21 protein-coding genes, 1 tRNA gene and 4 pseudogenes are annotated in these 22,608 nt (G+C 43.1%); 20 read left to right on the forward strand and 6 right to left on the reverse strand.

Going from position 1 to position 22,608, the window contains the following annotated elements; translation table 11 throughout:
* The first annotated feature begins 230 nt into the window (after positions 1-230).
* A complete protein-coding gene (locus KVG29_RS07465) occupies positions 231-1,124 on the forward strand; it encodes a fumarylacetoacetate hydrolase family protein (protein WP_252227615.1) in 894 nt (297 codons plus the stop codon).
* Between the two features lie 115 nt (positions 1,125-1,239).
* Here KVG29_RS07465 and KVG29_RS07470 read toward each other — a convergent pair whose 3' ends face one another.
* The 3 genes from KVG29_RS07470 to KVG29_RS07480 are packed head-to-tail and all read right to left on the reverse strand — an operon-like array spanning position 1,240 to position 4,327.
* The gene (locus tag KVG29_RS07470; protein ID WP_252227616.1) at positions 1,240-1,920 is read right to left on the reverse strand and encodes an ABC transporter ATP-binding protein; all 681 of its coding nucleotides are present in this window, start codon (positions 1,918-1,920) and stop codon (positions 1,240-1,242) included.
* 19 nt (positions 1,921-1,939) lie between these two features.
* Positions 1,940-3,103 (reverse strand): ABC transporter permease family protein, encoded by a 1,164-nt coding sequence (locus KVG29_RS07475; protein ID WP_252227617.1) that lies wholly within the window; start codon positions 3,101-3,103, stop codon positions 1,940-1,942.
* A gap of 9 nt (positions 3,104-3,112) precedes the next feature.
* A complete protein-coding gene (locus tag KVG29_RS07480) occupies positions 3,113-4,327 on the reverse strand; it encodes an ABC transporter permease (RefSeq protein ID WP_252227618.1) in 1,215 nt (404 codons plus the stop codon).
* A 97-nt stretch (positions 4,328-4,424) separates the two neighbouring features.
* On the opposite strand from KVG29_RS07480, the gene KVG29_RS07485 reads away from it, so the two are divergent.
* The 15 genes and pseudogenes from KVG29_RS07485 to hydE all read left to right on the forward strand — a co-directional run bounded on the left by KVG29_RS07485 (position 4,425) and on the right by hydE (position 15,784).
* A complete protein-coding gene (locus KVG29_RS07485; RefSeq protein ID WP_252227619.1) occupies positions 4,425-4,604 on the forward strand; it encodes a hypothetical protein in 180 nt (59 codons plus the stop codon).
* A gap of 553 nt (positions 4,605-5,157) precedes the next feature.
* A complete protein-coding gene (gene cwlD, locus KVG29_RS07490) occupies positions 5,158-5,853 on the forward strand; it encodes an N-acetylmuramoyl-L-alanine amidase CwlD (protein WP_252227620.1) in 696 nt (231 codons plus the stop codon).
* Positions 5,854-5,974: 121 nt separating this feature from the next.
* The gene (locus KVG29_RS12610) at positions 5,975-6,154 is read left to right on the forward strand and encodes a VanZ family protein (RefSeq protein ID WP_420840539.1); all 180 of its coding nucleotides are present in this window, start codon (positions 5,975-5,977) and stop codon (positions 6,152-6,154) included.
* A gap of 108 nt (positions 6,155-6,262) precedes the next feature.
* Positions 6,263-6,571 (forward strand): annotated as a pseudogene (locus tag KVG29_RS12415) (transposase); the annotation flags it as partial.
* Between the two features lie 89 nt (positions 6,572-6,660).
* Positions 6,661-7,005: a DUF3221 domain-containing protein gene (locus tag KVG29_RS07505; RefSeq protein ID WP_252227621.1), complete on the forward strand. Its 345-nt coding sequence runs from the start codon at positions 6,661-6,663 to the stop codon at positions 7,003-7,005.
* A 125-nt stretch (positions 7,006-7,130) separates the two neighbouring features.
* Positions 7,131-7,451, forward strand: a pseudogene (gene hepT, locus KVG29_RS07510) (type VII toxin-antitoxin system HepT family RNase toxin); the annotation flags it as partial.
* 247 nt (positions 7,452-7,698) lie between these two features.
* Positions 7,699-8,232: pseudogene (locus KVG29_RS07515) on the forward strand (hypothetical protein); the annotation flags it as partial.
* Between the two features lie 361 nt (positions 8,233-8,593).
* Positions 8,594-8,980, forward strand: coding sequence for a cytidine deaminase family protein (locus KVG29_RS07520; RefSeq protein ID WP_252227625.1), 387 nt, complete (start codon positions 8,594-8,596; stop codon positions 8,978-8,980).
* A gap of 66 nt (positions 8,981-9,046) precedes the next feature.
* A complete protein-coding gene (locus tag KVG29_RS07525; protein WP_252227626.1) occupies positions 9,047-9,880 on the forward strand; it encodes a nucleotidyltransferase domain-containing protein in 834 nt (277 codons plus the stop codon).
* Positions 9,881-10,034: 154 nt separating this feature from the next.
* Positions 10,035-10,208: pseudogene (locus KVG29_RS07530) on the forward strand (transposase); the annotation flags it as partial.
* A gap of 5 nt (positions 10,209-10,213) precedes the next feature.
* Positions 10,214-10,525, forward strand: a complete 312-nt coding sequence (locus KVG29_RS07535) for a zinc ribbon domain-containing protein (RefSeq protein ID WP_252227628.1) — start codon at positions 10,214-10,216, stop codon at positions 10,523-10,525.
* A 428-nt stretch (positions 10,526-10,953) separates the two neighbouring features.
* The gene (locus KVG29_RS07540) at positions 10,954-11,259 is read left to right on the forward strand and encodes a hypothetical protein (RefSeq protein ID WP_252227629.1); all 306 of its coding nucleotides are present in this window, start codon (positions 10,954-10,956) and stop codon (positions 11,257-11,259) included.
* A gap of 408 nt (positions 11,260-11,667) precedes the next feature.
* Positions 11,668-12,903 (forward strand): [FeFe] hydrogenase H-cluster maturation GTPase HydF, encoded by a 1,236-nt coding sequence (gene hydF, locus KVG29_RS07545; protein ID WP_252227630.1) that lies wholly within the window; start codon positions 11,668-11,670, stop codon positions 12,901-12,903.
* Positions 12,904-13,152: 249 nt separating this feature from the next.
* Complete coding sequence (gene hydG, locus KVG29_RS07550; RefSeq protein ID WP_252227631.1) at positions 13,153-14,550, forward strand: [FeFe] hydrogenase H-cluster radical SAM maturase HydG; 1,398 nt, start codon at positions 13,153-13,155, stop codon at positions 14,548-14,550.
* A gap of 163 nt (positions 14,551-14,713) precedes the next feature.
* Positions 14,714-15,784 carry a [FeFe] hydrogenase H-cluster radical SAM maturase HydE gene (gene hydE / locus KVG29_RS07555; RefSeq protein WP_252227632.1) on the forward strand — a complete coding sequence of 357 codons (1,071 nt, stop codon included), beginning with the start codon at positions 14,714-14,716 and terminating at the stop codon, positions 15,782-15,784.
* A gap of 79 nt (positions 15,785-15,863) precedes the next feature.
* On the opposite strand, the gene KVG29_RS07560 is transcribed toward hydE, so the two are convergent.
* Complete coding sequence (locus tag KVG29_RS07560) at positions 15,864-16,766, reverse strand: DUF362 domain-containing protein (protein WP_338084626.1); 903 nt, start codon at positions 16,764-16,766, stop codon at positions 15,864-15,866.
* A 291-nt stretch (positions 16,767-17,057) separates the two neighbouring features.
* On the opposite strand from KVG29_RS07560, the gene amrA reads away from it, so the two are divergent.
* The 4 genes from amrA to KVG29_RS07580 all read left to right on the forward strand — a co-directional run bounded on the left by amrA (position 17,058) and on the right by KVG29_RS07580 (position 21,722).
* On the forward strand, positions 17,058-18,467 hold the full coding sequence (amrA, locus tag KVG29_RS07565; protein WP_252227634.1) for an AmmeMemoRadiSam system protein A: 1,410 nt from the start codon (positions 17,058-17,060) through the stop codon (positions 18,465-18,467).
* 54 nt (positions 18,468-18,521) lie between these two features.
* Entirely contained in the window at positions 18,522-19,496 is a 975-nt protein-coding gene (gene amrS, locus KVG29_RS07570; protein ID WP_252227635.1) for an AmmeMemoRadiSam system radical SAM enzyme, read from the forward strand.
* A gap of 203 nt (positions 19,497-19,699) precedes the next feature.
* Complete coding sequence (cdaA, locus tag KVG29_RS07575; RefSeq protein ID WP_420840540.1) at positions 19,700-20,518, forward strand: diadenylate cyclase CdaA; 819 nt, start codon at positions 19,700-19,702, stop codon at positions 20,516-20,518.
* Positions 20,511-21,722: a CdaR family protein gene (locus KVG29_RS07580; protein WP_252227637.1), complete on the forward strand. Its 1,212-nt coding sequence runs from the start codon at positions 20,511-20,513 to the stop codon at positions 21,720-21,722. Before cdaA ends, KVG29_RS07580 begins: the two co-directional genes overlap by 8 nt.
* Before the next feature lie 28 nt (positions 21,723-21,750).
* Here KVG29_RS07580 and KVG29_RS07585 read toward each other — a convergent pair whose 3' ends face one another.
* Both KVG29_RS07585 and KVG29_RS07590 read right to left on the reverse strand, forming a co-directional pair.
* The gene (locus KVG29_RS07585) at positions 21,751-22,149 is read right to left on the reverse strand and encodes a response regulator (protein WP_252227638.1); all 399 of its coding nucleotides are present in this window, start codon (positions 22,147-22,149) and stop codon (positions 21,751-21,753) included.
* 201 nt (positions 22,150-22,350) lie between these two features.
* Positions 22,351-22,426: transfer RNA gene (locus KVG29_RS07590), tRNA-Arg, on the reverse strand.
* Positions 22,427-22,608: the final 182 nt, after the last annotated feature.

Raw genomic sequence — 22,608 nt, forward strand, 5'->3', positions numbered from 1 at the left:
TTTGTTAAAGAGGTATACAGGGAGAGTTTATAAATGAAAAATGGTTTAAGTGACAATGAAAGGTTTATATTAATGGTATTGTTCGGTATAATAACATTCATTGAACTAGCAACGGGTTTTTTTACTCAGAAGCACATCCTCTAATAAAATTGTTACCTTATATGGCAATGACTATCTATGTTTCAATAAGGACTTGGTTGTGAAAAAATAAAAAGTAAAGGAGTGTTGCAATGTATCTGGCGACTTTTAAAGTAGGAGATAAAGAGGACTGGGGGCTTGTAAGGCCTGAGGGGGGGCTCATCTGCCCTGCCCGCCTTTGGCTAGGGGAAGCTGCACCGCCAACTCTTCTTGAGTTTATACGGTCATCAGCTGTTTCAGATGGTGTAAGATTGGGGGTATCTGCGCCACCTCCACTGGGTGATAAATGGATCAATGTGGATGATGTGGAACTTCTAGCTCCAATTCCCAAGCCGATACGCAATATATTCTGTGTAGGGAAGAATTATTTGGAACACATAGAAGAGCTTAATAAAGATGGCAAAATATCAGGGGCGAACACCCAGTATCCACAGTATTTCACCAAAGCCACTCATACAGTTATCGGGCCGTTTGCCGAAATTTCGCTGCACTCGGATATTACATCACAGGTGGATTATGAAGCAGAACTAGCGGTTATTATAGGGAAAAAGGGCATTAATATTCCTGAAGAAGAAGCGATGGACTATGTATTCGGATATACCATTATCAATGATGTGACGGCCAGGGACCTGCAGAAGAATCACAACCAATGGTTCAAAGGCAAGAGCCTGGATGGATTTTGTCCTATGGGTCCGTGGATTGTGACCAGAGACGAGATTGGTGAGCCGGTTGAACTCGATATTTTGAGCCGGGTAAATGGGGAGCTGCGCCAAAGCTCAAATACTCGCAATATGATATTTAGCATTCCAAAGCTCATAAGCATACTTTCACAGGGCCTCACGCTGGAGCCGGGGGATATACTGGCTACGGGGACTCCGGCGGGGGTGGGTATGGGGTTTGACCCGCCTAAGTTTTTAAAGCCCGGCTATGTGGTGAGGATTGAGATAGAGAAGATAGGCTATATAGAGAATAGATTCGTTGAATAGGAGTTAAGTTTGATTTTATATATGAAGTCTGGTACTTGGGCTGGAGTATATGAGTGATATCCTCTTCCGATTCCTTTAATTCTTTGAGAAGAGGACATCACTCATGCATTTATTTCTAAAAATTTGATGCGCTTATTAGCGTTTCCATGTCATAAATTCTAGTAGCCCGATTCATGATTTTCATATCATGAGTTGCTACCACTATTGTTTTTCCTTCCTTGTGGTGGATGTCACTTAATAGTTCAAGAATGGTTTCGCCGGTTTTTTGGTCCAGGTTTCCGGTGGGTTCATCGGCTAAAATGATGCTGGGCGAGTTTGCCAGAGCTCTGGCAATTGCCACTCTTTGTTGTTCTCCTCCTGATAATTCCCATGGATAATGATTTTTTCTATGGGACATGCCTACTTGTTCGAGAAGCTCGTTTGCTCTTTGCTCAGCTTTATGTTTATCTACTCCAGCCAGCAGCAGGGGGACCAAGACATTGTCTTTGGCGTTAAATGAGTGAATGAGATTAAAAAACTGAAAAATAAAGCCGATTTTCTGGTTTCTGTACCGGCATATTTCATTTTCGTTTAGTTTGGCAATTTCTTGCCCGTCAACCACAATGCTTCCCGAATCGGGTTTTATAAATCCGGCCATCAAATACAGCAAAGTTGTCTTTCCGCTGCCAGAAGGGCCCAGTATAACCACAAACTCTCCTTTTTGGATGTCCAAGTTAAGCCCTTTAAATAAATCAACCCTCTGATATTTTGTTTTAAAAGATTTGGTGACCTGGCTGAGTTGAATTGATATTTCCATCTGCACGCTTTCCTCCTTTTTATAGTTCTTCCGGTTTGCTAGAAATAATGTCGGGAAGGGAAGGATCTTTCATGGCTGTTTTTACTTTTCTTATGGCTATTTGCAAGCTTAATAATCCAATGGCAGCATAGATCAACAGGATAGTTACAAACATCTTTATGTTGATATACTCCCCGATGTAGGGTTCCATTAATAGATATTTGTAAACGATGCTGCTTACAATGGAGGTAACTATAATAATGAATGCCTGTTCGATCCAGAAAGTCTTGAGCAGAGTTTGTTCCGTTGCCCCCAGCGCCAGTAATATTCCTATTGTTCTTAGTCTTCTGTTTATGGTAAATTTGACTTCGCGGTTGATTAACAGATAAACCACGACAGCTCCCATTGCCGCTATGATCAAAAGTACCTTGTTTTTGCTTAAGGAGAAATTAACATCGCTTAGCTGAGCTTTTTTGTATACTATCTTGTTTGCCGAAACAGTATGGTTGTCTTCTGAATTGCCAAAGATGACAAACTGATAATCTATTTCATGAGTTAATTGGTGCTTCTCCAAAAACTCTAAAAATTTATTGTTTGTCAGCACCAGGCCTATTCCTTTTTCAAAGGGTTTGAGTATTGCCTTGATGGTCACAGGATAATAAGTAGATCGTAGATTGGCATGAGAATCTTTTGCAGAATCTATGCCTTGCCTTACACGAATAATTAAATGTGCTTTGTCTCCCAACTTTTTATTTAGTTGTTTGGCAGCATTATAGCTCAGTGCTATGCCCACGCTGTCGTCAGAAGTTGATAAACGGCTCATGTCGCCGTAGAGCAAGTTTTTTTTATTGAAATAGCTTTTTTCCAGTTCATACAGATTGTGTTCATCCACAATGAACAGATCTATCACGGTTTGAGGCCTATAGACAAGAGCGTTATCGGTTGAAAGTATGTGAGCTACAGTTGTGTTTTCCATAACTCGAAAAGCAAATCCGGATTTTGGTTTTTCATCGCAATAAGCAATCCAATCGTAAGTGCAGTTATTTAAAAAGCTTTTTTGATTTACAACAGGTACTATTGCGGCTGTTGAAAACATGCCTACAATCGAAAGAACGGGTATGAACAGCAATATTTTCTTTATAAAAAACCAAGGGTTCTTTTTCCATTCAGCGAGAATAAACTTGAAAATAAATGCATTGCTCATAAATACACCTCATTCCCTAGCAAGCTGTGCTGATATATCAATTTTTTTCGTTTTTAAGTAGGCAAATAGGCCATTGATAACAACAGCTACTATTTGAAGGGTTAATGCCCCAAGGCAATACCATCCAAAAAGATACCACGGCATATAAGATTCCATGAGAAAATCGTATACAATGTATTTTACGATAACAGCCGCTGTCCCGAGTAGCGGGACATGGATCACGAAGGTTTCCAGCAATAGATACATGACAAAATAAAACCTGGGCATTCCCGCCGCATAGAGTATGGCAAAATCTTTTTCACGCATGACAAGCTTTTTGCTGGCTTCGCGGTATAACACCAGCAGGTAAGCTATAAATGCAAGTATGCTGGCTGCAATCACAATAGGCGGCGTATACCTAAGTTCCCAGTACAGCTCCTCCAGATGCTTCTCTCTTTCAAGAAGCATATTGCGATTAAATTCAACAATTCCGTTTTTATCGTCTGCAGATAAAAGACCATCATTTATCATTTGCATTGGAATATATTCATAGATAAAGTATTCTTTTGCTTTTTCCTTATCGACGGCTTTAACAAACATAATACTGTAAATCGGTTCATGACCAAAAATCTGAGTAAAAGTGCTTCGCTGTTCACCCTGCCACAGTATCAAGGCTATTGGTTCTCTGCCTGAATCGCATATGGCCGCTACTGTGAAGGGGACTTTGATTTGGTCGGGGCCAAACGGGATAAAAACCTTGTCGCCTGTATCTACCCCAAGTTTTCTGGCGGTGCCAAAGTCAATGATAATAGGATTTAATTCTTTGTTTTCAAGTATTTTTTTATCACATTTTATAATCAAATGGTCAGAGAAGAAGGATATATCTCTGCTGTCGAAACTATCTACTGCATATATGTCTAAGGGTATGTTTCTAGTTGTGCTGTCTTGAATTATGACCCTTCCTGATATGATTCTGACAGGGAAAACGGCCTCAACAAATGGAAGACTCTTGATGTGGGCAATTTGTTCTTCGTTAAATTCTTTGACGATGAAGTCAAATTTAGTCTCGGCATATAAAACCGTATAAACGTGCTGGATGTGGCGAAACCACACGGTAAATGACAGCAAAATTGACAGCATTAAAATTATACCTATTACCTCTCCGATTCTTTTATTAATGCCGCTTAACTTGCTTTCCTTTAAAAGCATCCATATCAGTTTGAATTTGCCCTTCAACTTTTCCAACCCTTTCTGTATGATTGTGTATATAAGTGTAAAATATTGAGAGAATCAAATCATAGTCCTGTATACGGAGCTATGATTTGATTCTCTCTGAGAGGTTATGTTTCGAAGGGTTATTTTGAATATTTTAGTAGAATCATATTCAATTTCTGCTTTGAATGTAGAGGAATATCCTACTACACCGCTTGAAGGTAAATATCGTGATACAAAAGTTACGCTAAAGGCAAGTGCCGTGGTAGCAAATAACGCCACCGCCAAAAACGTGACAATAGCAATATAAGTCTTTAGCTTCAAATTTACTCCCTCCTTCTAACGTAATTTTCAGCTTTACATTAACTTCTCTGTCGCCGGCAAACATCAAAGTTAATGCAAAGTTTAAGACTATAATAACTGTATAGTTAAAATATGCAGTTGATTAAATAAAACCGCAAAACTTACATTTTCTGTTATTTAGCGTGTTTACTAGGACGTTAAATACAAGAATTGAAACAATTTTATGTGCTTGGTTTAAAAGTGCGAAACTGTAAAATTTAAACATATAACTTGTGTATATAGTAATATAAACAATTTACATCGTCAAGTTCTTTTTTTTTTTTTTTAACATAACCAATTTTTATTGATTTTTCTTTTATTTTCTCTGAATATCTACGTTTTTTGTAAACTTAGAAATTTTTGCATAATGACCTAGGTTATTCAGATTTGTAATCTTGAGAGAATAAAATTCAAATGAAGAGGTGATGGATATTTAACCTTACCGCCTTACGGGAAGAATATTTTAACAGCTCCAGCAATATCCTTTTTACAGGATGATTTTGCTGGAGGTTTTTGATTTTATGAAGGTTATATTCATCACAAAGAAATGGCTTATTGTATTGTGGATTTTACTGGGCGTGACGCTGTTTTTGCTATTTGCTTTAAAACTCAAAGAAGATAGTGCAATTCTTACCCTTGCCTCACCGGTCAGCAAAAAGGTAATCGTGATAGATGCGGGACACGGAGGCTTTGATCCGGGAGCTGTAAGCAATAGTGGCACCCGAGAAGATAAGATAAATTTGATTATAGCACGTAAGCTAAAAAAATATTTGGAAAATCAGGGGGCCAGGGTCATAATGACCCGTCAAACCGATGAGGCTCTGGGCAGAACCAAGAGGGAGGACATGCAAAGACGGGTTGAGATTATAAGGAACGGCAATGCCGATATAGTGGTCAGCATCCATCTCAACAAGTTTCAGCAGTCGAAGTATTACGGTGCGCAAACATTCTACATGTCTGGAAGCGAGGAAGGGAAAAGGCTGGCGCAGTGCATCCAAACCCAGCTTATAAAAGTTTTAAACCGCGGCAACACCAGACAGATCAAAGCGGTGAGCGATCTGCTCATACTTAAGGCAGGGCAGGCACCAAGCGTTGTGGTGGAGTGCGGCTTCCTCTCCAATCCACAGGAGGAGAGGCTGCTTAAAACCGATGAATATCAAGAGCAGGTGGCCTGGGCAATATATTGCGGGATAGTGGATTATTTCGCCGGGCTGTAGTGTAAAGTACAGCCTTCTTGCCGCCGACGGCAGGAAGGTTTTTTATTTGATGATATTGAATCGAGCGCAGGAGATATGGTAATCTTATAAGGTATTATAGGTAAGGAAAGCCAATAAATTCATTATTATCATGGCAATAATTCTAATATGTGTAGAAGTCGAACAGATGCTAACCCGTACTGGGGGTATAGATGTAGACGATGTAATATTAAATTTAACGGGCGCGGTTATATTCTTTGCTCTTTGGAGGCTTGATGCGAGTCAAGAATTGCTGAAAAAATTATATATTGTAGAAAAATAAAACTTCAGAAGAACATAAAATGCATAAATTTCTTTAATTGTTGTGTTTCTTAATTGAATATTTTACGTTTCAAAAGAATACTTTATCCATGAGCCTATTGGGAGAGCCATAGGAGTGGATTTTGGGGTCGGCACAAAGATAACTTTGTCCAACGGGGCTGGGATAGACTTCGAGCTACGTGAAACATCCAGGCTGAAGCGGCTCCAGAGGAATTTGGCCAGGGCAAAGAAGGGCTCAAGGAACAGGAAAAGAGTTCAGTTTCTACTCAGGAAGGAGTATGAAAAGTTAAGTAACAGGCGTAAGGATGCCCAGAACCAGGCTATTAGGTTATATAATGCTAACGTTTCTGATAGGCTATTGATGAGCGGCGATCATGGTAGAAAGGATTATGATGAGGTTAATGTAATGAAACGATTTGGAGATGGCAGTTTAGCAAACGATTAGTGCAACAAAATCTCCCTAAATATCGTCTAATACATCGAAACTATTTTATAGGGGGTTTTGTTGTGAAAAAGCATTATTTTTCCATCGTGCTACTGGCGGTAGCATTGCTTGCCCTATCATCCTGCGGCGGTGCTGGCAGCGAGGTCAATTTCATGGCTACTGTCATAGGGAACAACCAGTCGGACTTGCTGGTGGAGCCCGAGGAAGGCTCTGATGAGCTGCGTTCAGCCGATAAGATCGTGGTATACATAAATGATGATGTGAAATTGGTTGATTCTCAAGACAAGGAGATAACTATTGGCGATATAAAAGTGGGAGATAAGGTTCAAATATTTTACAATGGGGCAATTGCAGAGAGCTATCCGGCTCAGATCCATAAATGTTATAAGGTTAAGTTGCTGGATTAACATAAAAAATGCTAAAGCCAGGTGTATGTTACTAGACTTACACATGGTTTTATACTATTAGGTGAATATTTTTTGTTGCAGAGGATATGTAAAATTCAGGCAAAATGATATAATATGTTCAAGATTTAAAAACCAAATATGCTATCGAGCGGCTGATTCAACTGATTGTTGATCTTGCTTTGGATATTAACAATATTCTTCTGTCATACATGGGGAAACCACCCGCTTCTGATTACTTTAACTCTTTTATTGAGTTAGCGGAATGCGGAGTGCTTGATTCAAAATTTGCGGCAGATATTGCCCCTTCCTCTGGCCTTCGTAACAGGCTTGTTCACGAATATGACAAAATAAATGACAAGATAGTATATGAGAGTATAGATAAGATAATAGACATGTATGTTTTATACATGCAGGCAATAAATAAGTTTATCAATAGAACGACGTAACCTAGAGGGGTTATAGTATGGTTGAACTTGGATATGGTCTTGATGAAATTCCTGAGGAAAAGGCTTGCTGATGGAAAGGAGGTAACAACAGTTTAAAATAACAATACAAAATGATATAATTTTAACTGGACGATTATAGGTATTATTGAGTATACAAAAAGTTAAAGAAACATATAACGTTAGCGCAGTTATGAAGTTATATCCGAAATAGCGAGTGGATTAAACGAGACCAGGAGAGGTAAAAGGTATGTTAACAATACAGGCCAAGCTTACTTTCCCAAGCAAGGAAGATGAGCAAATAGTGCTAGATTTAATGAGAAGATGGTCATCCTGCATGAGATATGCATATAACAGGCTTTTAGGAGGCTCGAGCAGAAACACACTAAAAAGAGAACTACAGGGGGTTTTTAATTTAAATTCGAGGTATGTAGATGATGCGATAATGAAGGCAAAGAGCGTTTTAGAGTCTTGCAGAGAAAGGGACGAAAACCCCAGTAAGGTTATTTTTGGTGGCAGGAGTTTGTTTGATAAGCTCAAGAAACGGCACATAAACGGTAAGGCATACGAGAGGTTAAGACAAGAGTGGCAAGAGAGAAGGAAAGGCAATCTTTATTCAAGAGGTGACAGGAGCAAGAAAGGGAATCTCAACACAAGGATTGAGATATATGGAAATGGTGCTAGACTAAGAATCAACGTAGGAGAAAGAAAGTATGCGTATGCAAGGATACAAGCGGGATGGAAGAAAGGGAAGAGCCGGGAGGGATTGCTGCAAGCGATCAGCACTTAAAAAATGGATACAAAGCCTTGAGAGTGAGCCAGAGGAGGAATCAAGACCTCTGGGTGGAACAAGTCTTGGTGCCTGTAGCGATAGCTATAAACTCTGGCGAGTTCTCAAGGTAGCGGTGGTAACGCCACTCTCTCCTGAGAGAGTATTAAGAGATGTCTCTGTTCTGAGGGGGGTATTATTCTCAGGGCAAGTGGGGAGACCCGGTTAAGGGCGTGAGTTCCTGCTTCTTGGGGCAGGGGCTATGGTTGTCCCAAATACCGCCTGCTGGGGGTGGGACAACCTGAAAGGCGGTAAGAAATACCCCAGCCGTCTAAACTTGTGCAGTTTTGTACAGTTTAGATGACCAGGGGCTAAGATGGATTTTGATGAGCTTTACCAAATAGCTAAATCGGTAGTAAATCCTCGCAAGCTTTCCGAAAATGCTGAGGCTGGCGGAGTGGGAGCGGCAATCCTTGCAGAAAGCGGGAAGGTATACACGGGCGTGTGCATTGATACCGCATGTTCGATGGGTTTTTGCGCTGAGCACGCAGCTGCGGCTGCTATGGTAACCGCCGGTGAAAGCCGCGTGCTAAAGATGATTGCTGTAGGCTGGGATGGGCGTATTATGCCTCCCTGCGGCCGTTGTCGCGAATTCATAAGCCAGCTTAATGGCGACAATGTAAATGCTCAGATGATGGTTAAGGAAGGAGTTGTGGTAACCATAAAGCAGCTTCTTCCGTATGACTGGAAAAAAGATGATTGAGATTTTGAGGTATAAATAACTCAAGCATGGGATAGCGTATTATGCTTTTAATGGAGGGGTTTGTTTGTGGATATAGAACATATTTTGGATAGAATTACAGAGCCACTCAGCGAAGTACCCGGTGTTGTTGGTGTGGTATTGGGTGGTTCAAGAGCGCGGGGCACTCCTGGAGTTGACTCGGATATTGATATCGGTATTTATTATGATTTAGATGAATTTGATCTGGCCAAAGTAAGTTCAATCGCAACGGCCCTTGATGATGCTCACCGTGAGGACATCATTACGCCGCTTGGAGGCTGGGGTGAATGGGTTAATGGAGGTGGATGGCTGGTTATAGACGGAATTCATGTTGATTTTATATTTCGGGACATCCGGCGTGTCGAACAGGTTATAAATGATTGTATTGCCGGGAAAATTACAGCTCACTATCACTGGGGACATCCTCACGCTTATATCAATGCCATGTATATGGGCGAGCTGGCCATATGCAAAATTCTTATCGACAAAAACGGGCGATTACAGGCATTAAAGGCAAAAACCAAACCTTATCCTCCAAACATGAAGAGAGCTATTGTTGAGAGCTTCATCTCGGAAGCGGAGTTTTCATTTATGCATGCTCAATACAATGCAGATAAGGATGATGTATATTATGTTGCCGGACATGTTTTCAGAGTCATATCATGTCTGAATCAAGTTTTATTTGCTTTAAACGAAGAATACTGCATAAATGAGAAAAAAGCAGTAAAGATGATAGCCAACTTCCCCAAAGCACCGTTGAAATACAAAGAAAGGGTTGATGAGATATTCTCATTATTATCATCAAAATCGGATGATAGTAAGGTCGCTTGCGATAAATTAAAGGCATTGGTTGAGGAAGTTAAATTTTTAGCAGGTAAGTAAAGTTTTAATTATTGCCTGGGCTATTGGTTACCGTTAAAGGGAATAAAATTACGAAGATCCACCGGGAAGGCCCAACCCTTTTAAGGGAGGGATGAAAGGCGGGCCTAGTGTTAGACAAATTGCAGGTTTCCAATAATTGTGGTATAATGTAACTATGAACGGAAAGCGATGGAAACGATCAAATACAACTGTATACAACATCGGTTATCACCTTATATGGTGCCCCGAATACCGCAGCAAAGTTTTGGTAGGCCAAGTGGCAGATCGGCTGAAGGAGCTGCTGCTCCAGAAAGCCCGAGAAATTGAAGTAGAAATCGTTCAGATGGAGGCGGATTGAAGTCGAGGTTGAGGACTAGCCTCGAGACACCTGTTGCGGTGGGGAGGTTTGAACCGACCAGGCGGGAGTGCTTTGCCTGCGGGAGGCTGCACGGACTGTCTCTATCCGATAGAGTCATAAAATGTGATTGTGAATGGGAGAATGAAAGGGACATCAATGCCGCCCTTGCCATTTTGAGGAAAGGGTTTGGCTTGAGCCATGAAGAGGCTGTAGGGCTGGACCGGCCCGAAGTTAAGCCTCCGGAGAGGGAGGCGGCTGCACGGGTATTAGGGAGCAATCCCTACATCCGTGTAAGCTTTCCTCGATGAAAGAGGAAGCCCACCTTCTTTAGTGCTAAAACGATATTTATTGCTTCGGGAATTTTATTCATGCTATGGGCTGCATTTTTACGTATAGATAGAAAGTTTTACAGGGCTGTTATTGCTTAAAAATTAACTTTACAACTTTCAGGTTTAAAACAATTATCTAATGATTCTATTGCAGTATGTAAGAGAATAAAGATATTGAAATACATAATGTGTTAGCTGGAATAGATATAGGTTTGCCTGAAATAATCGCTGCAAAAATAATTGGCGCCGATTGTGTAATTGGTCATCATCCTTGTTTTTCCTAAAGCAAGGTTTTATTTTTGAGGAAAAAGAATAATATCGTTGAGCTAAATTAGGCAATGTTATTTTGACTATAATTATCGATGAGTGCAACTATTGTGCAACTATTAGGCGGGAGGTAGTATCAAGTGAAGAGAAGAATAAAGTGTATATTAATAACATTATTGCTTATAAGTTGTCCGATTGTTTTTGCAGACTCCGCTAGTGATGAGGAAGCTGCATATGAGTACAGTTTGTATGGTGAAAATAATACAACACCGGATCACAATGCGGAAGAAAACAAAAGGCTAGAAAAAATAAAATTGAAGGAGTTAGAAGAATTTAAAATGAAATATGAAAAAGGAGAAGTCAAGTCGAAAATAAACCTGAACGAATCAAAAGATATTGATGTCCAACTGCAGGAGATAGAAGAACTTCTACGTGCAGTGAAGTAGGAAATTTTGATTGGCAGCAATATGAGAAATATAATTCAAAATTAACGGTATTCATGGCTGTGCTATGGCACTGCTTTTTTTATTTTTGGGATTGATTTTTGCTGTTAAGGTTGTTATAATTTTAACAGGACGGTGAGATTCTAAATAAGTTTCTAACCTCAAGGGGATATAGGTTCCCTGAGAGAGAGGAAACGGATGTGCAGAAATAATATGGATAGTCTGTACCCTTTTCCGATCTTTCGGGGAAGGGTGTTTTTAGTTTTTGGGTTATTAAAACGCTTATTGAAATGTTTTGCCTGGTGCTTTGTGTGCAGTACCGGTTGCTTGCAGTATTTATCTGCTTGCTGGTTGAGATACGTTTGGATGTGTTTATGGCAAAGAAATACAGCGAAAGCAGGGTGATGGAAAATGAGCCTTAACAGTACGCCACGTTCGGAGCGTTTGCACATTGCCATATTGGGAAGGAGGAACGCCGGAAAATCCAGCCTTATAAATGCGCTGACCGGCCAGGATATTGCTCTGGTGTCGCCGGTAAAGGGTACCACAACTGATCCGGTATACAAGGCCATGGAGCTTTTACCTTTAGGGCCGGTGGTGTTCATAGATACAGCAGGCCTGGATGATGAGGGCGAACTGGGGGAACTGCGAAAGAAGAGGACGCTGGCGGTTTTAAACAAAACCGATGTGGCCATTTTGGTGGTAGATGGAAGCGTGGGGATAGGGGAATTTGAAGAATACATGGTAAATATGCTGAAAAGGCACAGTTTTCCTGTTATAGGGGTTGTCAACAAGGCGGACCAATCCTCGGTTTCTCCCGAAACCGTTGCGCTGTACAGCAAAAGGTGGGGAATTCCGTTTGTTGAGGTATCCTCAACCACAGGCAAAGGCATAGAGGCGCTAAAAAAGGCAATTGTTAAAGCCGCCTATACAGAGGAGCAGCAGGATGTGATTGTCAGGGATTTAATCTCTCCCGGCGATTTTGTGGTATTGGTGGTGCCAATTGATAAATCCGCCCCCAAGGGAAGGCTCATACTCCCTCAGCAGCAGACCATCAGGGATATACTTGATGGCGGAGGAATGGCGGTGGTTACGCAGGAGGACAGGCTGAAGGCCACGCTGGATGGATTGAAAGTCAAACCACGGCTGGTTGTTACCGACTCCCAGGTATTCCACAAAGTTGCTGCCGATACGCCGCCGGATATACCCCTTACTTCGTTTTCCATCCTGTTTGCGCGGTATAAAGGTGATTTAAGGGAGCTGGTGAGGGGCGCCCGGGCTGTTGCACAGCTCAAAGAAGAGGATAGGGTTCTTATAGCTGAGGCCTGCACCCACCATCGGCAGGAGGATGATATTGCGCGGGTGAAGATCCCTCGCTGGCTCAGACAAAAAACGGGCAAGGATTTAAATCTTGATTTTGTAAGCGGAGGGGATTTTCCCGAAAACCTGAAAGATTATTCTTTGGTCATCCACTGTGGGGCGTGCATGCTCAACAGAAGGGAGATGCTGCATCGAATAAAGCAGGCTGTGGATGCCGGGGTACCAATTGTCAACTACGGCGTGTTTATCGCGTATGTCCAGGGGATTTTGGATCGAGTCCTGCAGCCTTTTGAAGGGCAATTGTCATGTTTTAATGGCCTGTGGTGAAGAAGCTATGGAGTAGGTTGTAATGGGATATATAGGTTTGATAAAAATTGCTTCAATAGGATGCTTCGATAGAATGGTATGAACTTTATAAAAGTACGGCGGTTGGATGATAAAGGTTTGACAGGAACTCATTTTTAGAATAAACGGGTTTAATAAAAGTGTTTTGAGGGTTGTAAGTACTCAAAAAGTTTACCTTAACACTTAATCTTAAAATTGAAAAACATAAGTTTAGGAAAGGATGATAAATCCATGCTAAAAAGCGAAAAGGCTGATTTTATTAAAGATGAGGTCATCTTTGAAGCACTTGAGAAAGGGAAGAACAAGACGATTGGGGAAGTTGAGGCCATCATTGAAAAGGGCAGGCAGGCCAAAGGCTTGACCCTGGAGGAGACGGCTGCCCTTTTGCAGGTAGATGACCCGGAACTGAACGAAAAGCTTTTTGAAGCTGCCCGTGAGGTAAAGGATGCCATATACGGTACCCGTATAGTGTTGTTTGCGCCGCTTTATGTGTCGAATTATTGCGTAAACAGATGCAAGTACTGCGGCTACAAATGTACGAATAAAATCAAGAGAAGAAAGCTTACCGATGAGGAAGTGCGTAGAGAGGTTGAGATAATCGAAAGCCTGGGGCACAAGAGGATTGCGCTGGAAGCAGGGGAAGACGACAAAAACTGTCCCATTGAATATATAACCCACGTTATGGATGTGATATACAGTACTAAAATAAAAAATGGAAGTATCAGGCGTATCAACGTAAACATAGCCGCAACCAGCGTGGAGAACTACAAAAAGCTGAAAGCCGCGGGAATTGGCACATATGTGCTGTTCCAGGAGACCTATCACAAAGAGAGCTACACCAAGTATCATCCGTCAGGGCCCAAGAGTGACTACGATTATCACACCACCGCCATGGACAGGGCAATGGAAGGCGGTATAGATGATGTAGGCTTGGGTGTGCTGTTTGGACTTTATGATTACCGGTATGAGGTGCTGGGGCTTTTGCTTCACGCACAGCATCTGGAGGAAAAATACGGTGTGGGGCCGCACACTATTTCGGTGCCAAGATTAAGGCCGGCTGTAGGCGTTTCTCTGGAGGAATATCCATATCTGGTATCCGACCACGATTTCAAGCGGATAGTGGCAATACTCAGGTTGGCTGTGCCCTATACGGGCATCATTCTCTCCACGCGTGAGGCGCCTGGATTTAGGGAAGAGGTTATAAACCTGGGCGTTTCGCAGGTCAGCGCCGGGTCCTGCACCGATGTGGGCGGATATGTGCTCCATGAGCAGGGAAATAACCAGCCTCAGTTCGAGCTGGCTGACCACCGTTCACCTCTCGAGGTCTTAAAGACCCTGTGCAGGCAGGGTTATCTGCCCAGCTACTGTACTGCATGCTATCGGGCAGGCAGAACGGGAGAGAGGTTTATGGAATTTGCCAAAAGCGGGCAGATCCACAACCTGTGCTATCCCAATGCCATACTGACCTTTAAGGAATACTTGGAGGACTATGCCGATGATGAATTGAAAGTGTTGGGCAACCAGGTAATCGAGAAGAACCTGGCCAAAATCCCTAATCCCGTCATGCGCGAGAAGACCATAGAGAGGTTGAGGAGGATCGAAAACGGCGAAAGGGATTTATTTTTCTAGTCAATTTGCTGGCCACAGATGGGAAATCCGGGGTTATGGCTTAAGTATAGGAGAAATTGGGTTCTATCTGAAGCGTAGCAGAAAAATCGGCAGGGAATGTACGAATGGCTGTTTGAAATATAAGTGATGTTTGAAAATAACAAAAATTTAGGGGAGGTATTCGGTGAACAGGGTAGATTCGCTGCTGGATAAGCTTTATAACACCAATGAACTTTCCAGGGATGAGCTCATTTATGTGCTTGAAAATCTGGATGAAGAGCACACTCAGAAACTGTTTGAGTATGCCAGAAAGACCAGGGAGCGATATTACGGAAACAAGGTTTACTTAAGAGGTCTCATCGAATTTTCCAATATATGCCGGATGAACTGTCTGTACTGCGGCATACGTTCGGGCAATAGGAAGGTGGAACGGTATCGCTTGAGTGAAGAAGAAATACTCGAGTGTTGCAGAGAAGGGTACGCTCTTGGGTACAGAACATTTGTGCTTCAAAGCGGAGAGGACCCCTGGTATACGGTAGATAGGATGGTGAGCATAATCATCAGCATCAAAAAATCGTTCCCCGATGCAGCTATCACTCTGTCCATCGGCGAGAGGGATGACGATGAATACCGCGCGTTTTTTGAGGCGGGAGCGGAGCGATACCTGCTTCGACACGAGACGGCATCCAGGAGCTTATATGAAAAGCTTCATCCAGGCGCAAGTTTCGACAACCGTAGAAGATGCCTTGAGGTCTTAAAAGAGATCGGCTATCAGGTTGGAGCCGGCTTTATTGTGGGGCTTCCGGGCCAGACCAGGCAGGACCTAGTGGAGGATTTGCTGTTCCTCAAACAGCTCAACCCCCATATGATAGGCATTGGGCCTTTTATCCCTCATAAAGAGACGCCACTTGGAGACGCCAAGGGAGGTACGGTGGAGGATACGCTGGTCATGCTGGCGCTTGCACGCCTGCTGGTTCCTGACTGCCTGCTCCCTGCCACTACCGCCATGGGAACGCTGCACCCCAGAGGAAGAGAGCTGGCCCTGATGGCCGGCGCCAATGTGGTGATGCCCAATTTATCTCCTGTTTGGGCACGGCCAAAATACGAGCTTTATCAAAACAAGATCTGTACTGGGGAGGAGGCCGCACAATGCCGGAGCTGCATTGAAAGGCGGATCAATTCCGTCGGCATGGAGGTTGATATGGGGCGAGGGGATCACTTCAAATTTAAACAAAATAAGGATAAATTTGCATAAAACCAAAATTACACGACAGTATTATATCGCACGCTGCATTCTAAATAGAAATTTTGATTCTACTGTGTAAATGCCCCTCCTATTCCACAGTAAATGCCTGGCCGTACGCTGTTGTGCTGAAAGCCCGTTCGGCATCCGCAAGGGGCATACCCTTTATGTTCATCTGGTTTATATCCGCTATTCCCACCTTTTTGTTTTTCAAATCCCACAGGTACCGTATGGCTTCAGGGTGGAAGCCTAAAAGACGCGCTCCTATGGTGTCCACGGCAACAGGATCGGTGCCGCTTATGACAATTCCGACGCGGCGTGGAATGCCGTTGTGGGGGCCGGTGCCTATCATGGCAGGGTTGGTGCTCACTATCGAAAGATCGATGGGAATTATCTGTGCCATTGCGCTTATGAAACCATGAACGTCATTGTGTATGCCTAGGTTCTTTTTGGGATATCCGTGTTCTTCGGCAGGCGGCCAACCCAAAGCGATATTCTTTATGGCTGCCGTCATGGTTGCCACGCTGTGTGTCTTAAGCTGTGCAAACGAGATGAGGAAGGTCATTTCTTCGTAGAGCTTGTTTAAATTTGTGGCTGGTGGGGAAGAGTGATTCAAGTTTACCCTCACAAACGGACCGTAGTTTAGGTCCACGAATTCCACCTGTTCCTCATTAATGATTTTATCGTAACCAACCGCTTTCATGACGTCGGCGGTGGTCCTTTCTGCTGAACCGGTGGCCACCACTATCCTGCGAGGATTCTTTTGTTTAACGAATCTTATGATGGTGCGCAGGCTTTCGGGGCCTACCACATCACCGGTTTCGGGACCCGCCGGTTTTACCCAATTGGGTGTTATGACAACCACATCGTTGGCATTGATCATGTTGTCGGCCTGAATCAAGTTCAGGGATTCAATTATGGCCTGGCTTTCATTGCTGTTCATAGTAATTCCTATATCAGCAGTATTTCTACGTCTCTGTCGCAATTTTAACACCTCCGAGTTTATTTTTTCAAATATAAAAGCCGTTATTCCCCAATGCGGTTAAAATGTGTGTAAAACAAAAAACCCGGACAAGTGCATTGCTCCTGGGTTTTTAAATGTTCTCTAACTTTTTGTATATTGCAAGATATGACGTGTATGTATAAAACAGCTGTATGATAAAATTGAGTGAGAAAAATAAACAAATGGAGGAAAATAACTAAACATATTTTTTCAAATTTTGAATATACCTGTATCTTTATTCCTTTTTGTGATAAACTTAGTAGAAGAGGAGGTGTGTACTAAATGGGAGATATTATGGCGGTTTATCTCATGCCTCATCCTCCCATCATCATTCCAGAAGTTGGGAAAGGTGAGGAGAGTAAGGTACAAAGCACGATAGAGGCTCTGGAAACGTGTGCTCAGCATATAAAAGATAAGAAGCCGCATACCATAATAGTCATTACTCCTCACGGACCGATGTTTCGCGATGCTATAGCCGTCATGGCCACACCGCACCTGGCAGGGGATTTTGCAAGGTTTGGTGCTGCCAGGGTGAAGATGTCATTTGAAAACGATGTTGAACTGGCCAAGGCGATAATGGATAATGCCGAGCGTTCAAATATACCCTGCATAGGAATTAACAGCGGCGTGGCATCTGATTATGGGATATCCACGTCTATGGACTGGGGCGCCCTCGTACCTTTATATTTCGTTACCAAGCAGTATAGTGACTTTAAGCTGGTTCACATCACATACGCGCCCTTATCGTATGAGGCGTTATACGCCTTTGGGAAGGCCATACAGGAGGTTGTGCGTGCCTGCGAAAGGGATGTCTGCGTGATTGCCAGCGGTGACCTGTCGCATCGGTTGAGTCAGGATGGCCCTTATGGCTTCCATCCAATGGGACCTAAACTTGATAAACAGATAATGACGCTTATTGAGAGTGGCGATGTTGAGGGCTTTTTCAATATGGACCCTGTGATGGTTGAAGAAGGTGGGGAGTGCGGCCTTCGTTCCATTATCATAGCCATGGGGACGCTGGACGGGTATGACCTGCATCCCAAGGTTTTATCCTATGAGGGGCCTTTTGGAGTGGGCTATGGGGTGGCCATATTTGAAAAAGGTGGGCCGAACTCCGCACGGGTTCTTGTGGACAGGCTATTTGAGCGAAAATATCAGCGGATGCAAAAGGTGCGCCAAAACGAGGACCCTTATGTTCGCCTAGCCAGGCGCTCGCTTGAGTCGTATATCCGCACCGGCAAGATAATTAAGCCGGACGATGACCTCCCCAAGGAAATGCTGGAGAACAGGGCCGGAGTTTTTGTTTCGATAAAGAAGGATGGACAGCTGCGGGGATGTATCGGCACCATCGAGGCCACCAGAAAGAATATTGCGGAGGAGATCATCTATAATGCCATAAGTGCCGGGGTACATGACCCGCGATTCATCCCTGTGGATGAAAGTGAATTGGATGATCTGGTGTATTCAGTTGACGTCTTAAAAAAGCCTGAGCCCGTCAAATCCATAGACGAACTTGATGCCAAGAGGTACGGAGTGATAGTCAGAAGCGGACGCAGGTCAGGGCTGTTGCTGCCTGACCTGGAAGGGGTTGATACTCCACAGCAGCAGATCGAAATCGCACTGAGAAAGGCAGGGATACGTCCTGATGAAGGCTATACAATAGAGCGTTTTGAAGTGGAGCGCCACAAATGATAGAATGTAACGGTATGATCATCATCAAACTAAGTTTTAGAAGGTGTATTGAGAATGAGGGAAGCGCTGTTTTATACCAGAGAAGGGGATAAGATAAAATGCAATCTTTGTCCGCATGAATGTGTGATTTCGGAAGGGAAAGCCGGGCTGTGCAGACAAAGGAAGCATGTAAACGGTAAGCTGATGGCCGACGGATACGCCAGGATATCCTCAATAGCCATGGACCCTATAGAGAAGAAGCCTTTATATCATTTTTATCCAGGCAGCTTTATACTTTCGGTGGGGGGATTGTGGTGCAACCTGCGCTGCTCATTCTGCCAAAACTGGCATATTGCCCACAGGGAACAACCCACCACCGTCGTGGATCCCGAAAAATTGGTTGAAATGGTCGTTGAGCATGATAGTATAGGCATCGCTTTTACTTATAACGAACCCGTCATCTGGTACGAGTATGTCTTGGATACGGCGCAGCTTTGCAAACAAAAGGATTTGAAGGTGGTACTGGTTACCAATGGCTTTATCCAGGTTGAGCCTCTAAAGGATTTACTTCCATATGTCGATGCTTTTAATATAGACGTCAAGGCATTCAACGAACAGTTTTACAGGAAAATCTGCGGGGGTAACCTGTCTGCAGTTAAAAGAGTGGTGGAGCAGGCTGCCGGGAAGGCCCACGTTGAAATAACCACCCTGATCATCGGGGGGCTCAATGACGACAAAGAGGAAATAAGAGAGCTGGCGCGCTGGCTCAGTGGGATTGATAGAAACATTCCGCTGCACCTTTCCCGATATTATCCCAACTATCGTATGCAGCTTCCACCTACCCCTGTCACTACTCTTTATGAGCTGAAAGATGTGGCCAGAGAATATCTCAACTTTGTCTATATAGGTAATGTGATAGGAGCAGATAACAACACCTATTGTCCTGAATGTGGGCAGAAGATAGTCGACCGTGGATACGTGATAAGGGTAATGGGATTGAAGGACAAAAGATGCATCAATTGTGGAACAGCCATCCCGATTGCCATGTGAACGCTGCCTGATGAGGAACGTCATAAAGATTGTTAGTGATTCTTTTAAAACGCATGCCAGTTGTTATATAATAATGGTAGCTAGAATGGTTCGACTGGTCTGGAGGTTACAGAGGTTACAATAGTTGGCGTTGTTATATGGAAACGGCATAAGTTGCAAGGGGTGGAAATATGTGGGCCTGGCTTTCAAACATCATCTCCTATATGAAACCGTACTTTCAATTTCCCGATATCATACGTCACATTGTGGATATAGCTATTGTGGCATATGCTCTATATAAGTTGATGCTGCTTATACGGGAGACGCGGGCAGAGCAGGTTTTAAAAGGGCTGGCAATATTATTGTTTGCTACCTGGATGAGCAATATTCTAAATCTAAATACTGTGCATATGATTCTCCGCAACACTGCACAGCTGGGTGTCATCGCTTTGCTGATCGTCTTTCAACCTGAATTGAGAAGGGCTTTGGAGCAGATAGGTAGAGGAAGGATATTTGATAAAGTGATGTTTACTCAAAACGATGAGGATGTCACCGAGGTCATAGAGAATATAGTGGGAGCTGTTCAAAATCTATCATCTAGTCGTACTGGCGCGTTGATCGTTATCGAAAGGAAGACAGGCCTAAATGATGTGGTGGAGACGGGAGTGCGTTTGGATGCCAGGCTGACGAGGGAACTGCTGGAAAATATTTTTGTGCCCAACACACCCCTGCACGACGGTGCCGTTATAATAAGGGAATCGCGTATAATAGCTGCGGGCTGCTTTTTGCCGCTTACCGAAAACCCGAATTTGAGCAAACAGCTGGGTACGCGCCATAGAGCGGCGCTGGGCATTTCTGAAGCATCCGATGCATTGGCTATAATCGTCTCAGAAGAAACAGGTATTGTTTCAATTGCCAGTGATGGAAAGCTGACCCGGTATCTGGACACTGAAGGACTGCGCGGTATTCTAGAGAAGATATATATAAAAGATAAAGAATTAAAACCTTTTAGTTTGATAAAGCGGAGGTCAAAGGATGCATAGCAAACTCGGCAAGAACTTTGCTTTGAAGCTCATTTCAGTCATCATCGCCATCATACTGTGGCTTATAGCGATAAGGGAGCAAAACCCTGAAATTTCCAGAAGCTATGATAATGTTCCAATTAAAATAGTAAATGAGGATAAATTCAAGGAAAAAGGGCTTACATTGGTGTATGATATACCCAGTGGAGTGAGCATTTCGGTGAAAGGGCGTACGCGGGATCTGGAAAAAATAGATATCGAACAGTTGGAAGGCGCGATTGACCTTTCTGAGATTAACGAGCCAGGGGAATACAGGCTGTTTGTGGATATTAAGGGGTTGCCTTCGGGGGTTACTTTGAGGCGGAAGCCCGAAATCATCGTTAAAACTGATTACTTGGTTCACAAAGATGTTGTTGTAACGCCCGATGTCATTGTAAAAGAAGCTAAAGGATATCTAGCGTTTCCTTACAGGTTGAAGCCTTCTAATGCTGTAAGAGTATCAGGGCCTGAGAATCTTATCAAACGGATATATAGGGCTACGGTGTCCTTAGAGATTTCCGATGTATCTTCTACTGTCGAATACTCGTTGCCGGTTTTGTTGCTGGATGAGGATGGGCGAATGATCGAATCAAAATACATTAATATTAATCCACGGTATGTAATAATTACGGTGCCGGTTTATCCCTTAAAAGTCTTGCCAGTAAAGCCGAATATCGCTGGTGTACCCAACGAGAATTATGAGATTGAGGGCATAGAAGTTTATCCACAAGAGGTAACCGTCAGCGGGGATAAATCTATTCTGGACAAGATGGATTCTATAGGAACCCAAGTGATGGATATAAAAGGTGCTACTGCTGATGTGAAGCAGACTTTAAAGCTTCAAAAATACGAAGGTGTCACTATAGCACCTTCCAGTCCAAGCGAAGTGGAGGTTGTGGTGAGAATTAGGGAGAAAAACATACAGCGGAGCTTAACTATTTATAACATTCAAATGATCAATGTGCCAGAGAATAGCGAAGTTGAACTGGAACCTACCAGAGCTGAAATAGTTCTTGGTGGACCGGCAACTATAATAAACAGCGTGGACGAAAATAGCATAAAGGCCTATGTGGACCTTGCCAATATCTCTCGGGGAGAACACAGATTAAAGGTCATGGCTGATATACCTCCAGGGACTGAATTGATAGAGATCAAGCCTGCTGAGGTGACGGTTAATGTGAAATAAAGCCACCTTCTACATAAGGTGGCTTTTGTTAGAAGAATTTGCGTATCCCTGTTTCAATTTCAAACTTGGCACGCAACAGCACCTGGTTTATTTCCTCTGCCTTAACCGGCTTGAGGATGTAATCGTATGCGCCTACCCTCATGGCCTGACGGAGATACTCGAAATTGTCGTAATTGCTGACGATCACGTATTTGATGTCAGACCATCTTTTTTTGGCAGTTTCTATAAAGGTTATGCCATCCATTTTAGGCATGCGTATTTCAGTAAAGATAACATGAGGCGATACATGTGGCAATAAGGCCAATGCCTCTTCGCCATTATTGGCTTCGCCCACCAGTTCAAAATCGTTCTCTACCCATTTGATTTTGCTATCGATATCCCTTCGTGCTTCATAACTGCTGTCCACCATCATAACGCGCAACACCATAGCCTTCATCCTTTCTGTCGTAGTTACTTTATCAGTCCAACATTATACCATCTTTGTATATCAGTTGAAAATCTGTTTTTAAAAAATTATGTGGGAAGGTGATCGAAAGTTGTCTAATAATCTTTTGCTGTGGGAATACTGTGGGAAAAGCAAATATGCTGAAAAATCAAAAACCCTGTAACATCAAATGTTACAGGGTTTTGGTGCGCCTGGCGGGACTCGAACCCGCGACCTCTCGATTCGGAGTCGAACACTCTATCCCCTGAGCTACAGGCGCCCGTCAAAGATAATTATAGCATATATGCGATATCAAATCAATATTTCTCATTAGCATTCAGCCATGAGGAGTAAATTTTTTAACAATACCATATAATAACATTTTGCCTTAATTTTCTATGTTAAATATTTCCAGTATATTTCTCTCTCTTTTACGCCAAAAAGACCGGCTAAGGTTCATCC

Origin of the sequence: Caldicoprobacter algeriensis, assembly GCF_023838525.1 — a bacterium.
GTDB classification, from domain to species: Bacteria; Bacillota; Clostridia; order Caldicoprobacterales; family Caldicoprobacteraceae; genus Caldicoprobacter; species Caldicoprobacter algeriensis.